Annotated in this window: 22 protein-coding genes; 7 read left to right on the forward strand and 15 right to left on the reverse strand. The window is 67.0% G+C overall.

Features of this window, described 5'->3' with window-relative positions; genetic code table 11:
* Positions 1-29: 29 nt before the first annotated feature.
* The 5 genes from E6J58_11390 to E6J58_11410 are packed head-to-tail and all read right to left on the reverse strand — an operon-like array spanning position 30 to position 5,136.
* Complete coding sequence (locus tag E6J58_11390; GenBank protein TMB37222.1) at positions 30-1,394, reverse strand: hypothetical protein; 1,365 nt, start codon at positions 1,392-1,394, stop codon at positions 30-32.
* Positions 1,395-1,414: 20 nt separating this feature from the next.
* Positions 1,415-2,893, reverse strand: a complete 1,479-nt coding sequence (locus tag E6J58_11395; GenBank protein ID TMB37223.1) for an FHA domain-containing protein — start codon at positions 2,891-2,893, stop codon at positions 1,415-1,417.
* On the reverse strand, positions 2,890-3,096 hold the full coding sequence (locus tag E6J58_11400; protein TMB37224.1) for a DUF2997 domain-containing protein: 207 nt from the start codon (positions 3,094-3,096) through the stop codon (positions 2,890-2,892). Before E6J58_11400 ends, E6J58_11395 begins: the two co-directional genes overlap by 4 nt.
* 19 nt (positions 3,097-3,115) lie before the next feature.
* Entirely contained in the window at positions 3,116-3,619 is a 504-nt protein-coding gene (locus E6J58_11405) for a DUF1257 domain-containing protein (GenBank protein ID TMB37225.1), read from the reverse strand.
* The gene (locus E6J58_11410; protein TMB37404.1) at positions 3,514-5,136 is read right to left on the reverse strand and encodes an AAA family ATPase; all 1,623 of its coding nucleotides are present in this window, start codon (positions 5,134-5,136) and stop codon (positions 3,514-3,516) included. The genes E6J58_11405 and E6J58_11410 overlap by 106 nt, the downstream gene beginning before the upstream one ends.
* Positions 5,137-5,322: 186 nt before the next feature.
* On the opposite strand from E6J58_11410, the gene E6J58_11415 reads away from it, so the two are divergent.
* A complete protein-coding gene (locus E6J58_11415) occupies positions 5,323-5,976 on the forward strand; it encodes a pentapeptide repeat-containing protein (protein TMB37226.1) in 654 nt (217 codons plus the stop codon).
* Positions 5,973-6,584 (forward strand): hypothetical protein, encoded by a 612-nt coding sequence (locus E6J58_11420; GenBank protein TMB37227.1) that lies wholly within the window; start codon positions 5,973-5,975, stop codon positions 6,582-6,584. Before E6J58_11415 ends, E6J58_11420 begins: the two co-directional genes overlap by 4 nt.
* Before the next feature lie 9 nt (positions 6,585-6,593).
* Here the strand turns inward: E6J58_11420 and E6J58_11425 are convergent, their stop codons facing one another.
* From E6J58_11425 to E6J58_11435, 3 genes are all read right to left on the reverse strand, one after another.
* Positions 6,594-7,430, reverse strand: coding sequence for a hypothetical protein (locus E6J58_11425; GenBank protein TMB37228.1), 837 nt, complete (start codon positions 7,428-7,430; stop codon positions 6,594-6,596).
* A gap of 57 nt (positions 7,431-7,487) precedes the next feature.
* Positions 7,488-10,733 (reverse strand): PDZ domain-containing protein, encoded by a 3,246-nt coding sequence (locus tag E6J58_11430; GenBank protein TMB37229.1) that lies wholly within the window; start codon positions 10,731-10,733, stop codon positions 7,488-7,490.
* A gap of 122 nt (positions 10,734-10,855) precedes the next feature.
* Positions 10,856-12,067 (reverse strand): threonine ammonia-lyase, encoded by a 1,212-nt coding sequence (locus E6J58_11435; GenBank protein ID TMB37230.1) that lies wholly within the window; start codon positions 12,065-12,067, stop codon positions 10,856-10,858.
* Positions 12,068-12,187: 120 nt separating this feature from the next.
* Here E6J58_11435 and E6J58_11440 point away from each other — a divergent pair, with 120 nt between their 5' ends.
* Positions 12,188-13,201, forward strand: coding sequence for a hypothetical protein (locus tag E6J58_11440; protein ID TMB37231.1), 1,014 nt, complete (start codon positions 12,188-12,190; stop codon positions 13,199-13,201).
* 4 nt (positions 13,202-13,205) lie between these two features.
* Here E6J58_11440 and dnaE read toward each other — a convergent pair whose 3' ends face one another.
* On the reverse strand, positions 13,206-16,733 hold the full coding sequence (gene dnaE / locus E6J58_11445) for a DNA polymerase III subunit alpha (protein ID TMB37232.1): 3,528 nt from the start codon (positions 16,731-16,733) through the stop codon (positions 13,206-13,208).
* A gap of 48 nt (positions 16,734-16,781) precedes the next feature.
* A complete protein-coding gene (locus E6J58_11450; GenBank protein TMB37233.1) occupies positions 16,782-17,621 on the reverse strand; it encodes a TIGR01777 family protein in 840 nt (279 codons plus the stop codon).
* A 53-nt stretch (positions 17,622-17,674) separates the two neighbouring features.
* Here E6J58_11450 and E6J58_11455 point away from each other — a divergent pair, with 53 nt between their 5' ends.
* Complete coding sequence (locus E6J58_11455; protein TMB37234.1) at positions 17,675-18,040, forward strand: VOC family protein; 366 nt, start codon at positions 17,675-17,677, stop codon at positions 18,038-18,040.
* A 6-nt stretch (positions 18,041-18,046) separates the two neighbouring features.
* A complete protein-coding gene (locus tag E6J58_11460; protein TMB37235.1) occupies positions 18,047-18,952 on the forward strand; it encodes a formamidopyrimidine-DNA glycosylase in 906 nt (301 codons plus the stop codon).
* 129 nt (positions 18,953-19,081) lie between these two features.
* Here E6J58_11460 and E6J58_11465 read toward each other — a convergent pair whose 3' ends face one another.
* The gene (locus tag E6J58_11465) at positions 19,082-20,230 is read right to left on the reverse strand and encodes a hypothetical protein (GenBank protein TMB37236.1); all 1,149 of its coding nucleotides are present in this window, start codon (positions 20,228-20,230) and stop codon (positions 19,082-19,084) included.
* 152 nt (positions 20,231-20,382) lie between these two features.
* On the opposite strand from E6J58_11465, the gene E6J58_11470 reads away from it, so the two are divergent.
* Complete coding sequence (locus E6J58_11470) at positions 20,383-20,790, forward strand: hypothetical protein (protein TMB37237.1); 408 nt, start codon at positions 20,383-20,385, stop codon at positions 20,788-20,790.
* Here the strand turns inward: E6J58_11470 and E6J58_11475 are convergent.
* A complete protein-coding gene (locus E6J58_11475) occupies positions 20,787-22,697 on the reverse strand; it encodes a YgiQ family radical SAM protein (GenBank protein ID TMB37238.1) in 1,911 nt (636 codons plus the stop codon). The genes E6J58_11470 and E6J58_11475 overlap by 4 nt on opposite strands.
* 103 nt (positions 22,698-22,800) lie before the next feature.
* On the opposite strand from E6J58_11475, the gene E6J58_11480 reads away from it, so the two are divergent.
* Positions 22,801-24,228 (forward strand): hypothetical protein, encoded by a 1,428-nt coding sequence (locus tag E6J58_11480; GenBank protein ID TMB37239.1) that lies wholly within the window; start codon positions 22,801-22,803, stop codon positions 24,226-24,228.
* A gap of 47 nt (positions 24,229-24,275) precedes the next feature.
* Here the strand turns inward: E6J58_11480 and E6J58_11485 are convergent, their stop codons facing one another.
* From E6J58_11485 to E6J58_11495, 3 genes are read right to left on the reverse strand one after another with little or no spacing between them, the layout of a single operon-like run.
* Complete coding sequence (locus E6J58_11485) at positions 24,276-25,025, reverse strand: rhomboid family intramembrane serine protease (GenBank protein ID TMB37240.1); 750 nt, start codon at positions 25,023-25,025, stop codon at positions 24,276-24,278.
* A 21-nt stretch (positions 25,026-25,046) separates the two neighbouring features.
* Positions 25,047-25,250 carry a hypothetical protein gene (locus E6J58_11490; GenBank protein TMB37241.1) on the reverse strand — a complete coding sequence of 68 codons (204 nt, stop codon included), beginning with the start codon at positions 25,248-25,250 and terminating at the stop codon, positions 25,047-25,049.
* Positions 25,247-26,470, reverse strand: coding sequence for a 2-isopropylmalate synthase (locus tag E6J58_11495; GenBank protein ID TMB37242.1), 1,224 nt, complete (start codon positions 26,468-26,470; stop codon positions 25,247-25,249). The genes E6J58_11490 and E6J58_11495 overlap by 4 nt, the downstream gene beginning before the upstream one ends.

The following is a 26,470-nucleotide window of genomic DNA, read 5'->3' on the forward strand; positions in this document are numbered from 1 at the left end:
GGCGCCCGCCGGGGTACTACACACCACACCTACTGCGCGTTGATCTGCACCTTCGCGTTGGGCGCGACGTTGCAGCGCGAGTTTGCCGGCTTGACCTTGGACAGATTCGGAAACGTCTGATCGACCACGCAGGAGTCCATCGCCTGCCCCGACGCGCTCACCACGGTGCAACCGAATCCCGAGCGCACGCCCTGGTTGGTCCCGGCACTGACGGTGAGCAGACACGGGCTCCGGCCGATCTCCACCACGTCCGCCGCGATGAAGTTCGAGGGCTGGAAGATGGTGGAGATGGCGTACTTCGCGTAGTCGCCGGACTCGGGCGCCTGCACGCGGATGTAGAACTCTCCGGGCTGCTCGATGTCCTTGGTCACGGAGGTGCCACTGATCCGGTCTCCCTCGTCGTCCGGGTTCTTCATGAAGTACGCGGCGACCTTCGATCCGCGCTGCGGCTGGAGCACCTTGAAGGTGATGGTCAGCTTGCCGCGCTCCTTGAAGCTCGCCTTGTAGAAATGGAACTGCTTGCTCTTCCCGTAATCGACGTCGGACGTCTTGGAATCCGAAGGTAGCTTGAGCTCTTCCGCGCCTTCCAGCGAGCACGCCGGACCGCCGTTCTTGCAGGTATCGCCTTGCTTGAAGCTGGTCGCCAGCCGGTAGCGGCCCGCGTCGCCGGCGTCGTTCGCGAAGACCTTGATGTAGTAGTCGCCCGCCGCAAGATCGTTCTTCGCCAGGCCGGCCACCGGGTCGATCTTCTCCGGAGCGCCCTGCGGCGGGATGAACTCCGCCGAGAGATTCGCGCCGCGGCTGTCGAACTTCATCGCCAGCGCGCCTTCCGCCGTCAGCGGCACCTTCCACCAGCAGGTCCGCTTCTGCGCCGAGTAGTCGACGGAATCCTCCACCGCGCCATCGGCCTTGAGCTCGCGCGCAGTGCCCTGCGTCTTGCACGCTTGCTGGGCAGCGTCCGGATCGTCCGGCTTGTAGACTGTTCGCACCTCGACGCGGGTGCGGATCACGTCCTTCCACGGCTCCATCACGGCCACGTAGTAGGTCCCCGGCTGGAGCTCCTTGGCTTCCACCTTCTTCCCCGGTTCGCCTTTCGCGATCGGCTCGCTCCCGCTGCCCTCCGAGTAGACCGCCAGGGAAATCTGCGCCTGCGGATTCACCGGCTTGGCGCTGGCAATCAGCGCTCCCGGCGCGGGCAGCTCATATCGGAAGGCCGCGATGTACTGATTGCCTTCGTTCGACAGCGTCGCTTCCTGTTTCTTCCCGAGGGTGCCCTCCTGCGACTCCTTCGAGATCGAGAACTTCTCTGGCCAGGCGATTGGGTTCCAGCCCGCGTGGCAGGCGATGATGGCGAGGGCGCCGAGTGGAAGGACGGAACGAAGATATCTCTGCATGGATGTCCTTTTCGTGATGCCTACTCGAGGCCGTATTTCTTCGGATTGTTCCCGACGATGGCCGCGGCGAGGATCTGCGGGACATACTCCAGCGTCTCCTCGGGCAGCTTCTTCAACCGGTAGAGGTGCCAGAAATCGCGCTTGTCCTTGCGGAACCCGCCCGGCTCCTGCGCGATCTTGTGCAGCACGCGCCGCATCCCGTTCTCGCCCTTGTTGTAGGAGGCGAGGGCGAGCATGAAGGAGTCCTCGCCGAACTCGGCGAGCAGATTCGCCAGATAGCGCGCGGCGGCGTGCGTGCTCTTGAGAACGTCGGTGCGCTCGTCGATGCCGCGCTTCCGCTCGATCCGGAGCTCGAACTCGCGGGCGCGGGACTCGATGAACTGCCACATCCCGCGCGCTCCGGCGCTGCTCTCCGCCAGCGGGTCGAACTGCGACTCCGTCCAGGCCACGTACGCCATCTCCTCCGGCAGCCCCCGGGCGGAGAACTCCTTGATGATCATCGGCCAGTACTTCTGCTTGCGGGCGTAGACCTGCTTCGTGTTGGACCTGCGCAAAGTCGCGTCGATGTGGTGCTTGAGCCGCTGCTTGAAGATGGGTGGCACCACGTACGTCTGGGCGTTGAACTTGGCGAGGAGGCGGCGGATCTCGCGATCCAGCTCGTCGCCGGACTGCTCGATCTTCTCCGCCTCGCTCTTGTCCTTCTTCTGCAGCTCGCCGATGGCGGCCTGGGCCTTTCCGGTCAGCGCGGTGAGCTGCTCTTCCAGCGAAACCAGTTTGTCGGGGTCGGTTTCGATCTGCATCGCGACCTGGATCTTCGAGATCTGTTTGTCGAGGCCGTCCTTCTTGTGGAGGATTTCCTCGATCTGCTTCTTCTGCTGCCAGATCACGAATCCGAGCGCCCCGAAGCCGGCCAGCGAGAGGAGCACGATGGCCATCACGATCTTCGCGGTCTTCTTCCGGTCCTTGCGATGGGTGACGGCCTCCACCCGCTTGAGGGTGTCGGCCATGATGAACATGGTCTGACCGGACGACTTTCCTCCGGAGAGCGCGCGGGCCTGCGAGATCTTGACCTGCGCATCGCGGGCCAGCATCGCGGCATCCTGCGACGGAGGGAACAGATCGGGCGGAGGCCTGCGCGCGACCGGCACCTCGAACGCCGGAGCACCGTTGATCCGCGGCGTCGTGCGGAAGGTGTCCTCGACGTCGAAGCGCACTTCCGGGCCGCCCTGGGCGCCGAAGACGATCTTGTCGCCGGAGCGCAGCGCGTGCGTGCGCACCAGCTTGCCGTTCACGAATGTACCGTTCGTCGAGCCCACGTCCACCACCACGTAGCGCCCGCCCTCGAAGCGGATCTCCGCGTGATGACTCGAGACGCGCGTGTCCCGGTGCGAATCGAAGCGCACGTCGCAGTCCTCGCCGCGGCCGATGCGGATCACCGCCTTCGGCGACATCGACGCGGTCCCCTGCAGGCTGCCGGTGAGATGGGTGAGTCGAATCAAGTCCCGCTCTTCTGCGTGATCTCGGTCGTCTCGAGCTCTTCCTGGTAGTACTCGGCCGTCTTCTCCTTCGATTTCACCGTCCCCAGCGACTCCTCGAGCGCGGCCGAGACCTGCTCGCAGGAGGGGCCCGGAACGCACAGCACCTTGATCGACACCTCCCCGTTGGGAAGGATGGTGATCTCCATCTTCTGCTTGTCGGCCATTGCGGTCGCCCCCCTCGGGCTACCAGCGGGAAACGGCGAGCCGGATGGTGCCGTCCGCCTCGACCTGTTCCTCGTCGAGCGTGAAGCCCTGCTTGGCCACCTCGGCCTTCACCTTGTGCTTCGCGTAGCACTGGACGATGCGCTGCTGGATCTTCGCGGCCTCTTCGTTGGTCTCCTCCTCGATTCCCCACCAGTCCGCGACCAGCTTGTAGGTGCTCTCTTCCGTGAGCTGCAGCCCGATGTCGTAGCTCTTCGTCGCCTTGATCTTCGCCTCGGCGGTGAGCGTCGAGCCTTTCCACCCGCGCACCTTCACCAGCTGGTTCTCGGTGGCCTGCTCGAAGGCGAGCCCCAGCTCCTCGAGCGCGGCCTTGAGCGCGACGAGATCGTTGATCTTCGTCTCCACCTGCGTGAAGTGGCTCACGCCGACTTGCCTCCCACGTCGATCTCGATCTTGCGGCCGGCCTCGGCACCGCCGTCGCCCTGCCAGCTGGAAGAGGCCGGGCGCGCGCGCGTCTTGCACCAGTTGCGCAGCGCCGCGATCTTCTCCTTCATCGTCCGCGAGAGCGGCACCGTTTCCTGAAGGGAGTGCAGCACGCCCTCGGAGGTGAGCACGCCGGTCTTGCCGTTGCGGTCGTACTCGTCGAAGAGCGCGGAGACGATGGCCTGCTCGATCTCCGCCCCCGTCATTCCCTCGCTCTTCTCGGAGATGAGCTCGAGGTTGAACTGCTCCGGATCGCGGCCGCGTCGCTTGATGTGGATGGCGACGATCTCCTTCCGCTCCGGCAGCGTGGGCAAATCGACGAAGAAGATCTCGTCGAAACGCCCCTTGCGCATCATCTCCGGCGGCAGCTCGTCGACGTTGTTCGCGGTGGCGATGACGAAGACCGGGCTGGTCTTCTCCTGCAGCCAGGTGATGAAGCTGCCGAAGACCCGCGCGGCGGTGCCGGCATCGCTGTTGTTGGAGCTGCCGGTCCCCGAGAAGCCCTTCTCCAGCTCGTCGACCCAGAGGATCGAGGGCGCCACGGCTTCGGCCATCTGGATGGCGCGGCGCATGTTCTCTTCCGAGCTCCCGACGATCCCGGCGAAGATCTTGCCGACGTCGAGGCGCAGGAGCGGCAGCCGCCAGGCTGCGCCCACCGCCTTGGCGGTGAGCGACTTCCCGCCGCCGGGGATCCCGATCATCAGGATGCCTTTGGGCCTGGGCAGGCCGAACTGCCGGGCTTCCTCGCTGAATGCGCTCTGGCGCTTGCGCAGCCAGCCCTTCAGCACGTCGAGCCCGCCGATGTTGTCCATCTTCTCCTGGGTGCGGAAGAATTCCAGCACCCCGCTCTTGCGGACGATGCGCTCTTTCTCGGAAAGGATGACGTCGATGTCGAAGCTGCCGCCGGTCTGCTCCAGCGACTTGGCGAAGACTCCTTCTGCCTCGTCGGCGGTCAACCCGAGCGCTGCCTCCACCACGTGCTCCCGCTCCTGCCCGGAAGGGATCTTCGCTCCGGTGTTCCGCGAGACGCGGTCGAAGATGGCGTCGATCTCCAGCAGCTCGGGCAGCGGGTACTCGACCACCGCCACTTCCTTGTCGAGCTCGGGAGGAATGGCGAGGAGTGGCGAGATGAGAAAGACGGTCTTCAGCTCCTCCTTCAGCTTGCGCCCGATGTCGCGGAGCAGTCGCACCACCTCGGGGTTCTTGAGATAAGCGTGCAGGTCGCGGAGGATGAAGACGGCGCGCTCGTCCGCCTTCGCCTCCACGACGAAGCGCAGAGCCTTCAAGGGGTCCTTCGAATCGCCCTGGGGTTCCTTGCCGAGTCGCATGCCCTCGGTCACGCTCCAGGTATAGATCTTGGTCTTGTAATTCTTCTCCCGCTCGCGCGCGTGCAACACGTCGGCGATGCTCTTCTCGACCCGCTTCTCCTCGCTGGAGAGGATGTAGATCAGCGGGTACCGGGCCCGCATGAGGTGCTCGATGTCCTTGTCCACCCGGCGGAGCTGCGCCTGGCGCTGGACGTCCTCCGCCACCTCTTTGGGCTGGCTCGAGAGCGCCATTGCTGGGGCCGCAGCAGCCTTTTTCGGCGCGCCGAACGGATCGGCCTCGAGGGGAGTCATGGGGTGAAAAAGGCTAGCACGCGCCGTCGAGGGCGGGCAAACCAGCGCGGACCTCGGCCGCCGCGGCGAACACGTGGAATTTCGCGGCGGTTGCGGCGCGCGCGGCCTTGGCGTTACCGTCCGGCCGTGGACTTCACCGCGCACCAGGCGCCGATGGCGCTGCAGCGGCTCAAGGACCAGGGCGGCTTCAACGGCGACCGCATCGAATCGTGCGCCATGCCTACGGTCTTCGCCAGCGGCTCGGACTGGCTGCGCACGGTGGTGGAGAAGAGCGACCTTGCCGAAGGAAACCTGGCCGGCACGCGCATCCGCGAAACGACGTTCGCGCACACCGCTTTGCGCAAGGCGCGGCTGCGGGGCGCCAGGCTGGAGCGGGTGGAGCTCTACTTCTGCGACCTGAACGAGATGGATGCGGCGCAGCTCAGCGGACGCCGATTGAAGGTGCACGGTTGCGAGGCCATGAACGCGGTCTTTTCCGGCGCGCAGCTCTCGGTCGCGCGGTTCGAGGACACCAAGCTGTACCGGGCGAAGTTCGATGGCTCGCTCATCCTGCGCACGATCTTCACCGATGCGCGCCTCGGCGCGGCCTCGATGGAAAAAGCGGACTTCTCCAATGCACGACTCATCGACGTCTCGATGCGCGGGGCGAATCTAATGGGAGCCTCCTTCGCCCGCGCGACCTTGATCGGCGTCGACCTGCGCGACGCGGCGCTGACCGGCGCCGACTTCTCCGGCGCGACGACCATCGGCTGCTACCTTCCAGCGGAGCTCGGGACATGAGCGGTGAGCGTCAGGACATGGATCCCGCCGCGCAGGTCGCGGCGGAGCTGCGCGCGCGGCTGCGTTCACTGGGCGCCGACGAGGTGATCGAGCTCTGCGCGCAGCTTCTCACCACGTACGTGGTAGAGGGCGTCCTACCTCTCTCCCGCGCCAGCGAGAGCAGCGACCTTGCTCCGGACGTAGTGGGCGAGGAGACGTTCGCGCAGATGCTCAAGCGCCTCAAGGCGGCGAAGAAGGACTCCGTCCTCGAGCGGTTCATCATCGATGGCGAGAACATCTCCGTGCGCATCGAGGGCCAGGGAGTGCTGCCGATCACCGAGTACCGGCGTCCGGTCGGTCCGCCGCCGTCGGGGCCGGGCGTCACCGTGCAGGTGGTGCCACGCCGGGAAAGCGTCCCGGGTGCGGCGGGCAGCATCTACAACCGGTCGCTGTATCAGCCAGACGCGCCGGCTCCCGTGCGTGGGGCGCCGCAACCGGCGCAGCAGCGGCCGCAGCCCGCAGGGCAGACCCCGCCGCCGCCGGCTCAGCCGCAGCAGCCGGCGACGCAGCAGCAGAAGAAGCCGGAAGAGCCGCGAAACGATCGGTTCTCGCTGATCGAGCTCGAATGATCGCGGGAGCTAAGGGCTCAAGAGACTGAGCAGGGTGTCCAGATAGGTCGACACACTGTCCCACGGATTCCTGTCCGGAGGAGCTCCGTCGTCAGTGACGTATTGATACGCGACCGATGCCCGATTCGCGGTCACCTGGCTGGCGGGAAACTCGGACGACGAGACCGCGTAAGACAAGGTTGCGAAGTTGTACCGGCTGTAACTCGCCTGCCAGGCCGGGAACGACGTAGGCACCGCGGTGTTTTCGTAGATGACCAAGGTATCGACGGTCCCAATGTAGCTCGGGATCGTGGACGTGCCCGGATTGCCGACGACGAAGTCGAAGCCGATGCTTTTGGCGTAAGAAGTCAGCGTCGAATAGTAGCTCTCCTTCCCCGCGGTGTTGCTCATCTCGTCGAGGAAAAGGGCGGTCACCTGCGGGTACCACGTTCTCCAGTTCCTGATGTCGCGTTCGACCTTTGTCAGGGAGCGCTTGCCGTATTGCGTGTAGACGTATCCCGCTACCTTGCACCCCCCATCGATCAGCGCACCGATTCCCTTCGACCAGCCCGGATCGAACGAGGGACCCGGGCCATTCTGGTTGTTGACGATGGGAATCACGGCAATCGACGACCACTTCTGCTGCTCGCTCGCAACGAAGCTCCACGCAGCCGCCACGTTTCCATTGGCGTCGGTGGGCCAGCTGTAGAGCGGAATGATGGACCCGCCGACCTGGGAATAGGCTGCTGGCGCGGGGTCGCGCATCGTGCCCGCAATCGTACCCGGATCGGCCTGGTTGGCATTTTCCTGGGTGCCGCCGCAGCCCACCATCGCTGCGATGATCAACGCCGAGCGGAATCCTCTCATGGGGCCTCCTCGCAGGAGGCGCCTACCACGCGACCCCGGGAGGATCCATCATGAAAGCTAGCGCTGCGCCCGCTCTCGCTCGCCCTGCTTCTGGGCGACCACCGGCTGCTTGCGGTGCACCACGATGGTCCGCTGGGTCTGCAGATCGTCGTCCTCGCGCGCGATGATCACCACCGTGCTGTTTCCGGGCTTGAGCGGCAGATCCGTCTGGAAGTCGAGCTGCGTCGGCGCTCCCATCGCCTGCTGCCCCGGCTTGCGCGAGGTGCGGAAGAAGACCTTCCGGTAGTCGTTCTCGTGCTGCACGAAGATCTGCAGATCGCGCATGCCATTCACGTCCACGGCGCTGCCGGTGAGCGAGAGGTGGTCCTGATCCGTCTCCACTCCGCCGCGCGAGGTGTCGAGGTTCGCGAGCCGGATCGCCGGCGCTTCGCTCTGCATCAGCTCGCTCACCGTCTTCAGATTCGGCTTCGCTCCCGGCGCCTCCTTGCCCGCGGCGATGGGCAAGAATCCCATCCGGCCCTTCTGCCACTCGACGCGCCAGAAGGGGCCCGCCTTGCCGTGCACGGAAAGCACGGCGCCCTTCTTCACCGTGGCCAGCTTCGCGCCGGCCTCCTGCGCGGTGGCGAGGATCAGGGTATCGACCTGGACGCGCACCGGCTGCGTCGCCGCGGCGAGAGGTACCGCCGGCGCCGCGGGGAGCAGCAGCTTGTCTCGCTGCGCCTCGTACAGCTCCTTGTCGCCGACCTCCAACCGCACCGGGACGACGTCCTCCAGCGCCTTCTTCACCTCCACCACGAAGGTGGCGCTCTTCATCTCGCCTGGCTTGATGGGGCCGAGCTTGGTGCGACCCTTCTTCACGTTGATGCGGTCCTCGGAGAGGTTCCGCAGGGCGGCGTAGGCGTCGAATGCGGTGCCGACGCCGACGTTCTTCACGTCGACGATGATCTCGGCGGTATCGCCTTTCTCGCCCTTGTGCAGAAGCCCGTCGTTGCCGACGATCTGGTACGACCAGGCGAAGGCAGGCCGCGGCAGCTCGGCGATGTCCGTCTCCGCGCGCGCGTCTTCGAGCGGGTCTCCCGCGTCGTCCTCCCACTTGAGCGTCACGTCGTCGCGCCGCGACGGCATGTAGCGCGGGATCTTGATCGGCACGGTCCAGGTGCGCTTCTCACCCGGCAGCAGCTGGCCGAAGACGAACTCGCGCCGATCGAGCACCGCATTGTCGCTCTTCGTGTACGCCCGCAGCCGCGCCAGCGGCGTGGTCCCGGTGTTGTGCGCCGTGACCGCCACTTCCATGCTGCCGCCGGCCTGCGTGCGCGGCGCGCGAATCTCCGCCTGGACCCGCGCCTGGCCCTTGGGCGCATTCGCCGCCAGGGGCGACCAGTTCAGCCCCATCGCCTCGAGCGACTTGCGCACCCTCTCCAGCTCGGCGGCACGGCGCTGCTCGACGAACGGCTTCGCCTGCTGCAGCTGCTGCCGGCGGTCGGTCGCGTTGGCGTGCATGAGCATGTCGCGGCAGAACTCGATCTGGTAGTCCACCACCACGCCGTCCTCGTCGGACGGGTCGTCGTCGTCGTCCTCCGGCGCCTGTCCGGCCTCGATCAGCTCGCGGTTCTTCCGCTCCTTGGCGGTCTCATCCTTCACGAACCGCAGCGTCTCCGCCGGCTTCTGCTGCACCCGCTCGCGGCCCGCCTTGGCCTGCTCCTCGTCGCGCGCGAAGCCGTTGAAGAAGTGCTTGTCGTAGTCCGCCTCCCGGAACGTCTTGGGCGGAGCGAAGAGGTCGATGCGATCCTTGACGATGCGCGCCGGCACCAGCTCGATGTCCGGCACGATTCCGACTTCCTGGATGGAGACGTCTCCGGGAGTCAGGTACTGCGCGATGGTCAGCTTGAGCGCGCTCTCGTCGCCGGTGTCGCGGTCCTTGAAGTCGTAGAGGACCTGGACCGAGCCCTTTCCGAAGCTCTGCCGTCCGACGATGACCGCGCGGTTCAGGTTCTTCAGCGCGCCCGCCACGATCTCCGAGGCGGAAGCGCTCTCGCTGCTGATCAGCACCGCCATGGGAAACTCGCGCTCGGCGCCGTCGGCGCGCGCCAGCTTCGGCTCGCGCAGCGTGCCGTTGACGCCCACGGTGGTGACGATGGTGCCTTCCTCGACGAACGCGTCGCTGACCTGGATGGCCTGCTCGAGCAGGCCGCCGGGATTCCCGCGCATGTCGAGCACCAGCCCCCGCAGGGTGCCGCCGTTCTGCTGCTTCATGGCGCGGATGGCGCCCATCATGTCGCGGGTGGTGGTGCCGGAGAAGCCGCTCAGGCGCACGTACCCGATTCCGTTGTCGAGCAGCTTGGAGATGACGGTCTCATACGTGACGAGCGCGCGCGTCAGGTCCAGTCGCCGCGGCTCGGCGCCCTTGTGCGCCACCCAGATGCTGACCTTGGTGCCAGGCTTGCCGCGCATGCGATCGACGGCTTCCTGCAGCTCCATGCTGACGGTGGAGTCGTTGTCGATCTGGGTGATGACATCGCCCTTCTTCACGCCGCCCTTGTATGCCGGCGTGTTCTTGAGCACCTTGCGGACGGTGAGCTTGTCCTCGATCATCGAGATCACGAACCCGAGTCCGCCGAACTCGCCGCGGGTCTGGACCTTCATCTCCTTGTAGACGTCGGGCTTGAGCAGCCAGGAGTGAGGGTCGAGGGTGGAGAGCATGCCGTTGATGGCGGCGTACTCGATCTCCCGCTGGTCGGACTGGGTGACCAGGTTGTCGCGCACGAAGCTGAAGACCTCGTGCATCTTCAGCGGGATCTGCCAGATGGAATCGATGTCCTTGTAGTCGAACTCGCGGCTGGCATTGCCGACGGTCACCCGCACCCGGTTCTCGGGGATGCTGGCGTTGGCGTGTCCGCAGCCCGCCGACTGCGCGCGGTTCGCCTCCAGGATGCCGCCCTGCGGGGCGCCATTCGCGGGACCCGCGACGGAGGTCCCCGGCTCGCGGTTGGCGAGGCGGTCGTCGCAAGGCGGCCCGCCGACCTCGACCATCACCTCGGCGACCTGGCGTTCCACCGCTTCGAGCGAGGCGGTGAACATCTCCTTGGGATTGATCCGGCTCGGATCGACGTAGTTGTCCTTGATCTGGACGATGGTCTTGCGAAAGACGTCGAGGCTCGCAAGGTCGTAGTTCTTGTCCTTCTGCGGATCGACGGCGGCGTGCGCCTCGCGCGCGCGCAGCGGACCGCGGTCGCTGGAGAGCGCAAGCAGCGAGGCGGCGATGGCGGCGGGAGCGATCAGGGCGAGGCGAGCGTGCTTGCGCATGGGCGGCGGCTCTTTCGGCAGGCGGGCTAGGGAAAAGAATAGCCAGCACGCCCCCTACCAACAAGGAACGAGCCGGTCCCCATCGTCTAAACAGCGGAACGTCTTCCGGCATGCCGAATTGCTCACCGCCGGACGACCGCGTAGCCCTTGGCCTTGAGGGCGGCGGTCAAGGCATCGATGTGCTCGGGTCCCCGTGTCTCGAGCGTCAGGTCAATCTCGGTGTCCCCGATGGCGCCCTGTAAAAATGCCCTGTTATGGTGCACTTCCAACACGTTGGCGCGCTCCGCCGCCACCGCGGCCAGCACTCCCGCCAGCATGCCGGGACGGTCGGGCACCCGGACTGCGATCATCACCCGGCGGCCCTCGACTACCAGGCCGCGCTCGATGATCCGGGCAATGATGTTGGGATCGATGTTGCCGCCCGACAGCGCGCAGACGACCTTGGTCGCAGCCTTGAGGCCGGCGATCTTCCGCTGCAGTAGCGCAGCGGCCGGAGCTGCGCCGGCGCCCTCGGCGACCGTCTTCTCACGCTCGATCAGGGCGAGGATGGCGTTCGCAACCTCTTCGTCGTCGACGCCGACGATCTCGTCGACGTACTTGCGGAAGAGCGGAATGGTCTTCTCGCCGGCGCGCTTGACGGCGATGCCGTCGGCCAGGGTGGTCGCGTTCGGGATCAGGATGGGACCGCCGGCATCCAACGCGGCCCGCATCTTCGGCAGGTGCGAGGACTCCACGCCGATGACGCGGACCGACGGCTTGAGCGATTTCATCGCCAGCGCCATCCCGCCGAGCCAACCCCCGCCCCCGATGGAAGCCACGAGCACCTCGACGTCGGGCACCTGCTCGAGGATCTCCAGCGCGCACGTCCCCTGGCCGGCGATGATCGCCTCGTCGTCGAAAGCGTGAATGAAGACGTAGCCCTTCTCTTCCTGGAGCCGGCGCGCTTCTGCGTAGGCGTCGTCGTAGTTGTTCCCGCAGAGCACGATGGCGGCGCCGAACTTGCGCGTCGCCTGCACCTTGCTGAGCGGGGCGGTCTCCGGCATTACGATGGTCGCGTGCATGCCGAGCCGCTGGGCGTTGAAGGCGACCGCCTGCGCGTGGTTGCCTGCGCTTGCGGCGACGACTCCGCGCTTGCGCTCTTCGGCGGTCAGCAGCGCGAACTTGTTCGCGGCACCGCGCTCCTTGAACGAGCCGGTGCGGTGCAGGTTCTCGAGCTTGAAGTGGATCTGCGCCGCGCAGAGCTCGCTGAACGGCTCGGAGAGAGGGCATGGAGTGACGGCGACGATGCCGCGGATGCGGTCGCGCGCGGCGAGTACGTCCTGCAGGGTGACCATCGCGGCGCAGGGTGAACGCCCCGCGCGCTCCGGTCAACACTCGCCGTGTGGGATGAAGACGCATGCGACGTGGGTTGTGTAAACCAGCGCAACGACTCAGTTTGGCGGCTGGGGGTACGGATGGCAGGCAAGGCAAGCGGCAAGGCGGTCGACCGGCTGGCCGTGGTGGACGAGACGCAGGCCGATCGGCAGACGATCGAGGTCTACGAGCTGGTGACACGCAAGGTGCGCGTCGGCCGGGTGCCGCTCTTGTTCAAGGCGCTGGCGGCCGAGAAGGCGCTCATGCCCTGCTGGGCGGCACTCCGGCCCGCGATCCGCGTGCGCGCTTTCGAGGAGGCGGCCGACGATCTGCGAGCGAAAGCGGCGCGTCTCGCCGTGGACCTGGGGTGTCCACTCATCGAGACGCAGCTCGAGTGGGCCGGATACGACGTCGACGAGATCGACCAGATCCGCGGCCAGGTCGACATCTTCCATTACGTCGACGCGAAGCTGCTGATGGCAGTCTGCGTGCTCGCCGAGGCGCTCTCGGGTGGAGTGGGCGGCGTCGCCCGCGGACCGCGCGGAGAGCAGCGGGTCCCGCGCGGCGTGCCGCACGACATGGATCCCATCGAGCTCGTGCCGGAGGACGCCAACGGAACGCTGGCGAAAGTGTTCCGGAGCATCCGCATGCACCTGGGACTGGGTCTGGTCCCGGACGACTTCCGCGCGCTGGGGCGGTGGCCGAAGTACCTCGATCTCGCCTGGGCCGATGCGCGCAAGCGGGACGACGAACCCGTCGCGCGCGCGGCGTTGAACGAGCTCGGCCGCTCCGCGGAGGACGCGGCGGCACAGCTTCCCGTCCGCGTGGAGATCCAGGAGGCGGCGCTGCGTGCTGCGGGAGCGGATCCCGCGCGGGTCCGCGCGCTGCTGCAGCGGTTCCGCCGCGCGCTGCCGGGACTCATCCTCGATCTGGCGCTCTTCAAGGTGCAGCTCGACGGCGCCGAGTCGGCGCGCGAGAGCCCGTTCCCGATCCGGTGGAAGTACATCTCGTCGGACGAGTACACGACCGTCGGCCTGGACGAGCCGGTGAAGCTGCGCGCCGGGGACCCGAAGAACCTCGACGAGGACGGCGGCCTCCCGCACCGCACGCACTGACCCGTCAGCGGATCTGCGCGACCTTGCTCCCGAAGAGGCGGTCCACCGCGGCCAACAGGTCATCGCTTGGGGCGACGCGGGTCCCTTTCAAGGCGATCTTCGTCTCCGACGCGCCCGCCACCACGATGCTGAGCGTAGTGCTGCAGGAGCCGGGGTATCTACCGAACAAGGTTTTCAACTCGACAAGCTTGTCGGACGTAGCCTGCTCCGCGGACAGCTTGAGCTCGATGCGCGTCGCCTTCGCCGCGCGCACATCGGCGAGTCGTGAGACTTCGTCGACCTTGATCTCCGGCGACGGCTCCGCGTCCTGTTGCTGCGCTTCGGCGCCGAACTTCTCGGCCAGGCGCACCATGCCGCGCACCAGCACCGGCTCGTCTCCCTTGAGCAGCGCTTCGTACTTCTGGATGATGTCGTCGTAGATCACGAGGTCACGCGCCCCCGTCAGATCTTCCAGTACGGCGAACGCGATCTTCTTGCCGGTCTTGGTGAGCCGTTCCCGCCAACCCTGCACGATCCCGGCGACCGTAACCTTCTCGAAGCCACGCGCCGTGCCGAGCGACGCACAGGTGTGCGTGGCGAAGCGCTTCACGTCCTCGGCGTATCGAGAAAGAGGATGGCCCGTGATGTAGAACCCGAGGGCCTGCTTCTCCAGCGCGAGCCGCTCGCGCTCGCCCCACTCTTCCTTGCCGAAAACCCGTTCCTCGGGCGCCTCGTCCGCTGCCTTCGGTCCGCCGCCGAACAAGCCGAACTGTCCTGACTCGCGATCCTTCTGCGCGGACGTCCCTTGCTGCAGCGCCGCCTCGATGCAGTCGAAGAGCGCCCGGCGCGGCTTGCCGGTGAAATCGAACGCCCCGGCGGTCACCAGCGCTTCGACCACCTTCTTGTTGATCTTGCGCGTGTCGATGCGGGCGCAGAAGTCGAAGAGACCGGCGAAGGGCTTGGTGCGCGCCGCGAGGGTGGCCTCGATGGCATTCTCGCCCACGCCTTTGATCGCGCCGAGCCCGAATCGAATGAGCTGCTGGCCAGGTTTCTTTGGATCGGGGCTGACGCCGAATTCCAGGTCCGACTCGTTCACGTCGGGCTGCAGAACCGTGATGCCGCGCGTACGCGCTTCTGCGATATGCGCCACGACCTTGTCCGTGTTGTCCTTCTCGGACGACAGAAGCGCAGCCATGAACTCGAGCGGGTAGTGCGCTTTCAGCCACGCCGTTTGATACGTGATCAATCCATAAGCGGTGGAATGGCTCTTGTTGAAGGAATAGGCCGCGAATTGCTCCATCGTATCGAAGAGGTCGGTCGCGAGCTTGACCTCGACGCCGTTCTTTTCGCAGCCTTCGACGAAGCCACTGCGCTCCTTCGCCATGAGGTCGGCCTTCTTCTTCCCCATCGCCCGGCGGAGCAGGTCGGCGCGGCCGAGCGAATAGCCGCCCAGCACCTGCGCGATCTGCATCACCTGCTCCTGGTAGACGATGACGCCGTATGTGTCCCGCAGGATGGCTTCGAGCTTCGGGTGCGGATACGCGACGCGCTCGCGGCCATGCTTGCGATTGATGAAGATGTCCACCATGCCGGAATCGAGCGGTCCCGGCCGGTACAACGCGCCCGCGGCGATGATGTCCTCGAATACCGACGGCTTGAGCTTCTTCACCATCTCGGTGAAGCCCGAGGACTCCATCTGGAAGATCCCGGCCGTGTCGCCGCTGGAGATCAGCTGGTAGGTCTTCCTGTCGTCGAGCGGCAACAGCGCGATGTCGAGGTGTTCCTCCGCCTTCTTGCCGCGGTTGATCAGCTTGACCGCGTTGCTGATCACGGTGAGCGTCGTCAGCCCGAGGAAGTCGAACTTGACCAGCCCCGCGAGCTCCACCTCGTCCTTCGCGAACTGCGTGACCAGCTCGCCGTTCTGGCCGCGGCAGAGCGGCACGTACTCCCAGAGCGGCTTTTCGCCGATGACGACCCCGGCGGCGTGCATGCCGGTCGAACGCGTCAGCCCTTCCAGGGCGCGCGCGTACTCCATGATCGCCTTGAAGACGGGCTTCTGCTCCTGGATCTGCGTCAGCTTGGGCTCGACCTCCAGCGCCTTCTCGATGGTCGCGGGATGCCCTTCGATCAAGTTGGGGATGTTGCGCGTCAGCTCGTTCACCTCGGCGAAGGGGACGCCCATCACCCGCGCGACATCCTTGATGGCGCTCTTCGCCGAGAGGGCCCCGTAGGTGATGATCTGCGCGACGTTCTCCTTTCCGTACTTCTCGGTGACGTAGCTGATCACCTCGCCGCGCCTGTCCTGGCAGAAGTCGATGTCGAAGTCCGGCATCGACACGCGCTCGGGATTGAGGAACCGTTCGAAGAGGAGGTTGTACGGAAGCGGATCGATGTCGGTGATCCGGAGCGAGTAGGCGACCAGCGAGCCCGCGCCCGACCCGCGGCCCGGACCCACCGGGATGCCGTTCCGCTTCGCCCAGTTGATGAAGTCCTGGACGATGAGGAAGTACCCGGAGAATCCCATCGTGATGATGACGCCGAGCTCCCGCTCCACCCTCTCGCGATACGCGTCCGTATCGATGCGCCGGCCCGTGCGCGCGATCTCCTCGAACCGCTGGTCGAGCCCCTCTCGCGCGCGCTTCTGCAGATAGCTGTCGAGCGTCTCGCCGTCCGGCACCTGGAACTTCGGCAGGTGCTTGTCCTTCAGGTTGAGATCGACGTTGCAGCGCTCGGCGATGAGCCAGGAGTTGTTCACCGCCTCCTTCCACTCGTCGCCGACGCCCGTGACCGCCTCCAGGGCCGCGTACATCTCCTGGGGCGACTTGATGTACAGCTCTTCGGTGTCGTGCCGCATCCGCTTGGGATCGTCGAACGTCCGCCCCGAGGCGATGGCCATCAAGACTTCGTGCGCCTTGGCGTCCTCGCGCCGCACGTAGTGGCTGTCAGCGGTGGCGACGAGCGGCACGCCTTCTTCGCGCGCCAGCTCGCAGATGCCGTGGTTGACCGGGAGCTGCTCCTTCAGAGCGTTGCTCTGGATCTCCAGGTACAACCTGTCCCCGAAGATGGACTTGAGATCGCGCACCTCGCGCCGGGCCTCGTCCATGTCGCCGCGGCGAACCGCCCGCGGCACCGCGCCGGCCATGCAGGCGGTGAGCGCGATCAGTCCCTCGCCGTGCGCTTTCAAGAGCGGCTTGTCGACGCGTGGGTCGTAATAGAACCCGTCGGTGAACGCCTTGCTGCTCAGGTAGCGCAGGTTGCGGTAGCCGACGTCGTTCTGCGCCAGCAGCACCAGGTGGTTTCCGATGCGCTGGGTCTTGTCTGCCATGCCCTTCTCGCCGGCGACGTACGCCTCGAAGCCGATGACGGGCTTGATGCCGTGCTTTTTCGCCTCCTGGTAGAAGTTGACCACGCCGAACATGTTCCCGTGGTCGGTGACCGCCACCGCCTTCATCCCGCTCTGGGAGCAGGATTGCATCAGATCCGGCAGACGGATGGCGCCATCGAGGAGGCTGTAGAGGGTATGCAGGTGCAGGTGAGCGAAGTCGGCGGGCATTGGCGCGGAGTGTAGCGCGCCTCCCTGACACGACGGCCAGGAAAAAGGTCACCGCTCCGGGAAGAGATCGCGCAGCGCCGCGTCCACGTTGTCGAAGCGGAAGCGGAAGCCCGAGTCAAGCAACTTCTTCGGCACCGCGCGCTGCCCTTCCAGCAGCGCCGAGGCGAACTCGCCGAGCAGGATCCTGAGCGGCGCCGCGGGCACCGGCGCCCACGACGGGCGGTGCAGCGCCCGGCCCAGAGCCTTTGCGAACTCCTTCATGGTCACGATCCCCGGCGCGGCGAGGTTCACCGGTCCGGTCACCTCCCGGTCGATGCACCAGAGAATCGCAGCCACCTCGTCGGCGAGGTGGATCCACGGGAACCACTGCCTTCCGCTCCCCACGGGACCGCCAACGAAGGCCTTGAAGGGCGGCAGCATCTTCTCCAGCGCGCCGCCGCGGGCGCTGAGAACGATGCCCGTCCGGAGCTGGACCGAGCGCACCGGAGCGCGCTGGGCCTCCGCCTCCCACTGCCGGCCGACATTGGCGAGAAAGTCCGCCCCCGGCGCCGCGCTCTCATCGAGGACCTCATCTCCTCGACCGCCGTAGTAGCCGACGGCGCTGGCGTTGATCAGCACCCGCGGCTTGCGCTGCGCGGCGCGGATCGCATCCACCACAGCGCGCGTGGTGAGCACGCGGCTCTGCTCGATCTCCTTCTTGTACGCGGGCGACCACCGCTTGCCGGCGACGCTCGCCCCGGCGAGGTTGACGACCGCGTCCGCGCCTTCCACGGTCCACGGCGCGCTTGCGAAGCGCGGAAGCGCCGCGGCCGCGTCACCCCGCTCCCTGAGCGCCCGGGTCAGCGCACTGCCGATCAGTCCGCTCGCTCCCGCCACCACCACACGCATGTGCGGATCGATGCGCGAGCGATCCGGGCGATTCCTGCGTTATTGTCCGCGCCGTGAACGAGCTCTGCTGGATCAGCCTCCAGGTCCCGAATTTGGAGGCGTCGCGGGCTTTCTGGCGCGACGTCATCGGCCTGCCGGAGAAGTCGTATACGTCCTCATGGGTGGAGATGGAGTTGCGGCCAGGCCTTCTGCTTGCGCTCCATCCCGTCTTCTACCCGAACGCGATGATCAAGCGGGGCTACGATCGCGGCGGACCGGTGCTCGCCATCCGCGTGGTGAATCTCGAGGAGATGGCGGCCCTGGTCCTTCGGCACGGCGCGCGCGCGCTCGGCGGATCGCAGGAGATCCCCGGCGGCGTCTCCCGCGATTTCGAGGATCCCGACGGCTACGTCTTCGAGCTCGTCGAGCTGCGGAGCTGACGCGGCGTGCCGGAGCTGCCGGACGTCACCGTCTACGTCGAATCGATCGCGTCGCGCGTCGCGGGGCAGCCCATCGAGGGAATCCGCGTCGCGAGCCCCTTCGTCGTGCGAACCTTCGAGCCACCGCTCAGCGCCGCCAGCGGAAAGCGCGTGCTCGAGCTGCGGCGCCTCGGGAAACGGATCGTCTTCGTCCTGGAGGGCGGCCTGTTCCTGGTGATCCACCTGATGATCGCCGGGCGCTTCAAGTGGCTGGAGCACGGCGCGAAGATCCCCGGCAAGGTGGGCCTCGCGGCGCTCGATTTTTCCTCCGGGACGCTGCTGCTCACCGAGGTTGCGACCAGGAAGCGAGCGTCGATCCACCTGGCGCGCTCTCTCGACGAGTTCCAGCGCGGCGGCATCGAGCCGCTGGAGTGCAGCGAAGAGCAGTTCAGCCAGGCGCTTCGCCGCGAGAACCATACGTTGAAGCGCGCGCTGACCGATCCGCGGCTCTTCTCGGGAATCGGGAACGCGTACTCCGACGAGATCCTCCACCGGGCGAAGCTCTCGCCCGCCCTGCTCACGCAGAAGATGTCGCCCGCGGACGTCCATGCGCTGTTCGAATCGACGCGGGCGGTGCTGACCCAATGGACCGAGCGCCTCCGCGAGGAAGCGCGGCAGAAGTTTCCCGAGAAGGTGACGGCGTTCCGCCACGACTTCGCGGTGCACGGGAGATACCGGCAGCCATGCCCCGTGTGCGGGACGGCGATCCAGCGGATCGCCTATGCGGACAACGAGACGAACTACTGCCCCCGCTGTCAGACAGCCGGGAGACTGCTCTCCGACCGTTCGCTGGCGCGGCTCCTGCACGCCGATTGGCCGCGCACCATCGAGGAGCTGGAGGAGAAGGGCATCCTGAAAGGGAACCGGGCATGACGTCCAGGGAAAAGTACGCTGCCTTCTTTGGCCGCCCGGCCGACGTCGTCCTCGAGGCGAGGCCAGACGATCCCCGATCACCGTCCGCTTATCGGTTCCCACCCACGAGGGCGGGCTTCCTGAAGCGGATCATTTGCAGGCGGGCAATTGCGCGGACGCGGCCGTCGGCGTGAACGTATTGCCGCTCCAGCAATTTCCGCTGCCGCTGCCGTCCCAGATGAGGTCTCCCTTGATGGATTCGAAGAAGGGATTGGAGCTGAAGTCCCCCAGGCCATTGTCCTTCAGGCGGTTCCCGATGACCCTATCGTCCTTCGGGTCCGGATCGATCCCGAGCGCGTTGCAGTCGAGGTCGCTTTCCTGCAGGGCGAGCGCGAGGCAGAAACTCGCGACCGCGATGCCCGTGAACGCGTTGTGGCGCACGTCGTTGCCGATGACGACGGTGTTCTTGCCTGCCACGGCCAAGATCCCCACTCCGGCGGGAACCACGCTGAGGATCCCTTCGTCCGCCTTGTTCGGCAGGTTGTTGTCATGAACGGAGTTGAATGCCAGGAGCGTATTCTCCTGCGTGCTGCGCTGCAGCCCCGGGAGCAGGTCCACCAGGATGCCCGCGGTGTTGCCGTGGACTTCGTTGGCGACGGCGGCGCAGTTCCCGCTGTTCTCGATCTCGATCCCGAGCAGGTTGCCGAATACGCGGTTGCCGGCGATGAGCACGTCCTCGCTCTGCCCTACGTACACCGCGGCGTCGTCGGTAGTCCCGGTCACGACGTTGCCGGTCATCAGTCCGTGGCGGGAGCGAACGGGAAACAGGCCGTAGACGGAATTGTTCTCCGATCGGTTGTCGGCAATGGAGAACCCCTCCACGCAAGCGAGATGCACACCGTGGACGGCGAACCCGCGGATGGTGAAGCCGCGGATCGCGAAGCCCTTCAGCACAGCGGGCTGCGGCCCGCCGCAGGGCGGGTGCTCGTCATCGGTCCCCGGCAGTGAGTTCGCCGGGCTGACCCACACGCCATAGGACTGCGCACCTGCGTTTTCGAGAACGACAGGATGCCCGGGCCTCGACAGACCGACGAGCTCGATTCCGTTGCGCGTGATCGTCACCGCGCTGGCTTCCTGCCGCCCGCCTTCGCGGTACGTACCGGGCAGCACTTCGATGCGGTCGCCGGCCGACGCACGCGTCAAAGCAGCACGAATCGATTGTCCAGGATGTACGACGAGCGTGCGTGCGGAAGCCGGCACTCCCGCGAGCAGCAGGCCAAGAGCCATGAAGGCGCGCATGTTTTTCCCCTGAGCGGGCGCGAACGGTAGCGCGACAGCCTGCGCCGGCAAGCCGGCGTGCGTCAAGTCGCCTGGACGCTGGGTTGAACCCGTTGCGTCCGCGGTGGATGATGGCACGGCGCGGGAAGGTGCGCGGGCACGGAGGACGGGCAATGCAAGAGGAGCGCAAGAACGGCGGCAACGGCGGCGCGGAGAGCGGCGAACCGCAGTTCACCACACCTGGTGCAGGCGAGCAGCTCGACGAGACCGTCGCGCCAGGTGAACCGATCCCGGGGCCCATGGAAGGGCAAGGCGGAGAGCGGCGCGAGGCAGAGGAGCCCGCGGAACCCAGGCCGCGACGGAAGAGCGCCGCGAGGCGGAAGGGCGGCGCGAAGAAGGCCGGCGGCACGCGAAAGAAGGCCGCCGGACGAACGGCGCGCGCAAAAGGCGGTGCGAAGCGCAAGGGAAAGGCGCGCGGCGCTGCCCGAGGCGCGGCCCGCTCGCGTGGGCGGGGCAAAGCGAAAGCGAAACGGGGCAAGGGCGGGCGCAAGATGTCGCGCCGCGGCGGAAAGCGCCGCTAACCCTCGAAGCTGTCGCTGGGCGCCGGCGCCGGCCCTGACCGCGGGGCCTTGCGCTTCGGTTGCGGCGGCGCGCCGGCCATCCGGCGCGCCGTCCGCGCAAGCTCGCGGTAGGCAGGCAGATGCGGCTGGAGCAGCGCGCGCTGCATCGCCTTTTCGTCCACGTCCTTCGGGATATGCAGCGGCTTGCCCGTGTTGGGATGGAACCCCGAGTAGTACATGTCCGTCGCCAGCGTCATCGGCGTCGGCGTGAAGTCCTGCACTTGCTGCGGGCGCCAGCCGTTCTCCGCGAGGTAGTCGGAGAGCTCCACCATGTCCTTCACGTCGCAGCCGGGATGCCCGGAGATGAAATAGGGGATGAGGTACTGCTCCTTTCCGGCTTCGCCCGAGTACCTCTCGAACAGCTCCTTGAAGCGAACGAACATCTCCTTGCCAGGCTTCTTCATCACCTTCACGACGCCAGGCGAGATGTGCTCCGGCGCGATCTTGAGATGCCCGCCGACATGGTTCGCCACCAGCTCGCGGATGTACTCGTCACCGTTCCTTGAATCCGCGAAGGCGACGTCGTAACGCACCCCGCTCGCGACGAACGCGCGCTTCACGCCGGGGAGGGCTCGCGCCTTGCGCATCAGCTGGATGAGCGGGCCGTGGTCGGTGCCGAATTTTTCGCACACCGTGGGATAGACGCAGGAAGCGCGCCGGCAACGCAGATGCCAGTCCTCGTCGGTACAGACCATGTGCCACATGTTCGCGGTCGCCCCGCCGATGTCGCTGACGACACCGGTCCAGCCGGGCACGTTTTTCAAGCCCTCGATCTCGCGCAGCACCGACGCTTCGCTGCGCGAGACCACGTCGCGGCCCTGGTGCTCGGTGATGCAGCAGAAGCTGCATCCCGCGGCGCAGCCGCGCATGATCGTCACGCTGAACCGGATCTGCTCCCACGCCGGAATCTTCGCCTCGCCGTACATCGGGTGCGGCAACCGCGTGAACGGCAGCTCGTACTCCGCATCGATCGACTCCGTCGAGGGCGGGGGCGCTGGCGGGTTCACGTAGACGAGCTCGCGGCCGTGCTTCTGGACGAGGATGCGCGCGTTGTCCGGATTGTGCTCGAGATGGTAGAGGCGCGAAAACTCGGCGTAGACGCGCTTGTCGGCGACGATCTCCTCGTAGGAAGGGAGCCACACTTCCTCGCGATCCCGCGCGCCGGCCAGATGCCTCCAGGCCTGCTCCGGCTCGTCGCGGAAGCGCACCGCGGTGCCGCGCACGTCGGTGAGCCCGCAGATGTCCTCGCCGGCCGCGAGCCGCGCGGCGATCTCCAGAATGGGCCGCTCCGCCATCCCGTAAACGACGATGTCCGCCGGGCAGTCGACGAGGATGGAATGGCGGACGCGATCGCTCCAGTAGTCGTAGTGCGCGAGCCGCCGCAGCGAAGCCTCCACGCCTCCGAGCACGACGGGGACGCCAGGGAACAGCTTCTTCAGCTTCCTGGTGTAGACGGCCGCCGCGTAGTCGGGACGCTTGCCCGGCGCCGCGTCGGGCGTGTACGCGTCCGAGCTCCGCCGCTTCCTCCCGGCGGTGTAGTGGTTCACCATCGAGTCCATGTTGCCGCTGGAGACGCCGAAGAAGAGACGTGGCCGGCCGCAGGCGGCGAAGTCGGCGAGGCCGCTCGCTTCGTCCCAGCGCGGCTGGCTCACGATGCCGACCCGGAACCCGCGCGAGGCGAGCAGGCGGCCGATCAGCGGAACCCCGAAGGTAGGGTGATCGACGTGCGCGTCGCCGTTGACCAGGACGATGTCGAGCTGATCCCATCCGCGCCGCCGGGCGTCGTCGAGGGACACCGGCAGATACGCCCCGGCGCCGGGCCGCGCGGGCCGTTCTGCGCGTGTGGCGATCTGGACGAGGCGTTGCATCGGTCGTTTATAACGTCGCCGCCCGTGTAGGTAAATTCCACCGATCCGGAATTTGCAGCGTTTTGGCGCGGCATTGGAACGCGTCTGGTATCCTGCCGCGGACATGTCCGAGCCCCGTGCGCCCGCTCCGCCGTCGTTCTCGGACGACGCTCTGCCCGCGCGCGCGGCGGTGGATCCGCTGGCCGGTGACTGGTCCGAAGGCATGCGCGGTCCGCTGCGCGCGCACCGCATTTCCCAGCCGCGGCGGATTTCGGCGGACGCAAAGGCACACGAACCAGACGAGACGCCGCCGGCGCCGGCGTCGTCCCCGCCTCCTGAACCGCTTCCGGAATCTGCCCCGACGCCGTGGAGCGAGCCCGTACCGGAGACCACGGCGACATTCGCGGCCCCTGTCAGTGCCTCGGGCGCGACGAATGCCTGGGACATGCGCGCGCCGGCCGCGCCAGAAAACCAGGCTCCCGCGCCGGACGACACCTGGACCACCGCGCCTGCGGAACCTGCGCAGGAATGGCAGGCGGAAACGGCGCCCGAGGGTTGGGAAGAAGTGCGCAAGCCCGAGCCTGCGGCGATGCCTGAAGCGCCCCTGACCGACTGGAGCTCCTTGCGCAGCGGACCGGACTGGTCGGCGCCCGTGCCTTCCGCGGAGGCCGCAAATGACGGGTGGGGTGCTGTTCCTCCTGCGCCAGAGAGCTCGCATTGGTCCGCGCCAGCCTCCAGCGCCGCGGAAACAGAGTGGACCCCGCCTCCCTCCGATGCACAGTGGGCAGCTCCCGCGCCAGCGACGACCGGGGAGTGGGAAGTCCCGATCTTCGAGGCCGAGCCGGCGTCGCAGCCACAGACGGCTGCCCCGCCGCCCCGGACCGGGGCGGCGTGGAACGCTCCCGCCGTCGGGGCCAGCGCGCTCGAGCAGCTCGATTCGGAACCGATGGCCGCCGTGCCGGGCGCTGCGAACGATCTGTTCGGCAGCGTTCCCGCCGGAGGCTCGCTCGGAAGCAACGACGACGATCTGGGCCCGCCCGAAGAGCTGGCGGCGCCCGAGGAGGTACTGCGACCCGTGGCCATCGATGATGACGATCCGGATCTTCCGCAAGCGACAGGCGAGCCAGCCAAGACTCGTGCTCAGCCGCTCGCCGCCTGGCGCCCCGCCGCCGTGAACGCCATGGCAGTCGACGGCGAGCATCGCGTTGCGGTCCACACCCGCGGAGGCCGCACCTTGCGCGGCACCATGCGCGACGTCGATCTCTCCAAGTCGCAGTTCCCGCTCGTGCCGCAAGGCGGAGGCGAGCCGGAAGCGATCTACCGCGCCGAGGTGAAGGCGATCTTCTTCATGCTCGCGCCGGGCGAGCCGGCGCACGCGGGCGACGGCGGCAAGGTCCGGGTGACGTTCGCGGACGGGCGCGTGATCGAGGGCATCCGCGACGGCGCCGACGCCAAGCACGGCTTCTTCCTGGTGCCCCTGGACGCGGCGCGAAAGAACACGCACCGGATCTACGTGGCCCGCGAGGCGACCTCGGACATCAAAGATGGGTAGTGTACATTCTAAAGCGTAGCCGCTAAGCCGCCTTCGGGCGGCCGCGGCTAGTGCAAATACTTGTCCGAGCCGCTACCGGTCCCGGTGAACGGGCCGCCCTCGTCGTCCTTCCCGCGCACGACGCGCAGCTTGCTCCGCCGGAGCTTGCGATCGATCCACCACACCTTCGTGCGCAGCAGCAGGTTTTGCGGCCTCACCCCGCCGGCGAACAGCACCCCGGCGCCGAGGCCGAAAAGCTGGGGCAGGTAAGCAACCCAGCTTCCCATCAGCATGAAGAGCAGCGTGATCCCCGCAGAGATCGGCAACATCCAGCGCGCCTGCACAGGAATGAAGTAGAGGAAGATCCGCGCGGTCGGCATCAGCACCGCGAACGCGGCGATCAGGCCTTCCAGCGAAGACCAATTGCCGAAGTACGGGTTCAGCCAGACGGGACCGAGGAGGAAACCGATCAATCCGGTCACCAGCGCTCCAGTCGCGCCGGTGACCATGTAGAACGTAATGAACCGCCGCGTCCCCCACATCTGCTCGAGCGACGCGCCGAGCAGCCACAGGCCGAGCAGCGCGAACAGCAGGCTGATCGGATCGAGGTTGAGGAAAGTGTACGTCAGCGGCTGCCACACCCAGCCGTGCCAGAAACGGGCTGGAGTGAACGCGACGATGATCTTCAATCTCTCGCCAGTATCGCCGAGCACCGCGGCGAGCACGGAGATGGCCAGCGTTGCGCCGCCGAGCCACTTCACGCCGCGCGTGAGTGGAGGGACCCCGAACCCCATCGCCTGCTGGCCGCGCGGGCTCATCTGCCTTGGGAGTGTAAGCGCTCAGGTTCGCGCGCGCTCGCGGTAGAAGAGCGTGATCGTCAGGCAATGGAATTCCTTGTCCGAGGACTGCGTGACGATCTTGTCCACGATCTCCAACTGCGGGTTGTCGTGCAGCCAGCGGGTGATGTTGTCGCTCATCTGCTCGCGATCGCGGGCCAGCGTGGTGGAGAAGATCTTCATTCCCGTGAACGGCACGACGCTCATGAGCGGACCTCGCGCACGATCTGCGCCACTTCGGATTCGGTGAGGGTGCGGTTGCTCGCCTTGGCGCGGGCCAGCACCGCCTTTGCCAGCGGCTCGTCGGCGGGAATCTCGTGCCGCGCCAGCCAGTGCTTGACGTTGGAGAGGCCGCTCATGGGGCCGATCTCGATCTCCTGCTCCTTGCCGAACTGCTCCGCCGGGACCCCGCTGTAGACCCGGTCGGCGAGCCAGCGATCGCCCTTGCGCTGCGCCTTGATGATGGCGGCGGCATGGACGCCGGTGGCGGTGCGGAACGCATCCGCTCCAGAGACCGGGTAGTTGACGGGAAGCTTGTGCCCTGTCGCCTGCGCCGCGAGCTGGACGAACCGCACGAGCTTCGACATGTCGCGGGCCCCGTAGACGGGATGGCCCATCAGCTTGAGGTTCACCAGCAGCTGATCGCAGGCGGTGTTGCCCACGCGCTCGCCGATGCCCGCCGCGCAACCGTGCAACCGCGTCGCGCCGGCGGCCCCCGCGGCCAGCGCGTTGGCCAGCGCCAGCCCGCGATCGTTGTGCCCATGCCAGTCGAGGCCGATCTGCGGCCCGGCCACCTCGCGGGCGAAGCGTACCAGCGCCTGGGCACCCTCCGGCGTGGCGTGGCCGACCGTATCGCAGAGGCAGAGCCGCTTCGCTCCAGCTTCGATGGCGCTGAGGAACAGCCGCCGCAGATCGTCCGGCTTGCTGCGGGTCGTGTCCTCGGTCACGTAGGTGACCGCGAGACCCTCTTTCACGGCGAACGAGATCGCCTCCACCGACTGCTTCTCGATGAACGAGACGTCCCACTCCTCCGCGTACTGGCGGATCGGCGAGCTGCCGATGAACGCGTAGACCTCGAGCGGAACGCCGGTCTCCTGCTGCAGCTCGGCGGCCGGCGCGATGTCGGAGACCACCGTCCTGCAAGCGACGTTGACGCGGATCTTCAGCCGCGCATCGCGCTTCTCTTCCGCGAGCCGCTTCACCGCCGAGCGCTGGTGCGCGCCTGCGCCGGGAAGGCCGATGTCGAGCTGCGCGACTCCGAGCTCGTCGAGCAGGTGAAGAATCTCGATCTTCGCCTCGAGAGGCGGATCCACGGCGGAAGGGCTCTGGATGCCGTCGCGAAGGGTCTCGTCCAGCACCTCCACGTGCGCGAGTTGCCCCAGCTCCGCCGCGCCGTTCCAGTCGTGGAAGAGGTCCTGCTCGCGCAT

This window comes from Deltaproteobacteria bacterium (assembly GCA_005879535.1).
Classification (GTDB): domain Bacteria; phylum Myxococcota; class Myxococcia; order Myxococcales; family 40CM-4-68-19; genus 40CM-4-68-19.

Coding starts and splice junctions, on each gene's coding strand:
- E6J58_11495 (TMB37242.1), bottom strand. CDS start 26,470: ATGCGCGAGCAGGACCTCTTCCACGACTGGAACGGCGCGGCGGAGCTG.
- E6J58_11390 (TMB37222.1), bottom strand. CDS start 1,394: ATGCAGAGATATCTTCGTTCCGTCCTTCCACTCGGCGCCCTCGCCATC.
- E6J58_11435 (TMB37230.1), bottom strand. CDS start 12,067: ATGGTCACCCTGCAGGACGTACTCGCCGCGCGCGACCGCATCCGCGGC.
- dnaE (TMB37232.1), bottom strand. CDS start 16,733: ATGCCCGCCGACTTCGCTCACCTGCACCTGCATACCCTCTACAGCCTC.
- E6J58_11450 (TMB37233.1), bottom strand. CDS start 17,621: ATGCGTGTGGTGGTGGCGGGAGCGAGCGGACTGATCGGCAGTGCGCTG.
- E6J58_11430 (TMB37229.1), bottom strand. CDS start 10,733: ATGCGCAAGCACGCTCGCCTCGCCCTGATCGCTCCCGCCGCCATCGCC.
- E6J58_11425 (TMB37228.1), bottom strand. CDS start 7,430: ATGAGAGGATTCCGCTCGGCGTTGATCATCGCAGCGATGGTGGGCTGC.
- E6J58_11485 (TMB37240.1), bottom strand. CDS start 25,025: ATGAGCCCGCGCGGCCAGCAGGCGATGGGGTTCGGGGTCCCTCCACTC.
- E6J58_11480 (TMB37239.1), top strand. CDS start 22,801: ATGTCCGAGCCCCGTGCGCCCGCTCCGCCGTCGTTCTCGGACGACGCT.
- E6J58_11470 (TMB37237.1), top strand. CDS start 20,383: ATGCAAGAGGAGCGCAAGAACGGCGGCAACGGCGGCGCGGAGAGCGGC.
- E6J58_11465 (TMB37236.1), bottom strand. CDS start 20,230: ATGCGCGCCTTCATGGCTCTTGGCCTGCTGCTCGCGGGAGTGCCGGCT.
- E6J58_11475 (TMB37238.1), bottom strand. CDS start 22,697: ATGCAACGCCTCGTCCAGATCGCCACACGCGCAGAACGGCCCGCGCGG.
- E6J58_11400 (TMB37224.1), bottom strand. CDS start 3,096: ATGGCCGACAAGCAGAAGATGGAGATCACCATCCTTCCCAACGGGGAG.
- E6J58_11490 (TMB37241.1), bottom strand. CDS start 25,250: ATGAGCGTCGTGCCGTTCACGGGAATGAAGATCTTCTCCACCACGCTG.
- E6J58_11410 (TMB37404.1), bottom strand. CDS start 5,136: ATGGCGCTCTCGAGCCAGCCCAAAGAGGTGGCGGAGGACGTCCAGCGC.
- E6J58_11420 (TMB37227.1), top strand. CDS start 5,973: ATGAGCGGTGAGCGTCAGGACATGGATCCCGCCGCGCAGGTCGCGGCG.
- E6J58_11440 (TMB37231.1), top strand. CDS start 12,188: ATGGCAGGCAAGGCAAGCGGCAAGGCGGTCGACCGGCTGGCCGTGGTG.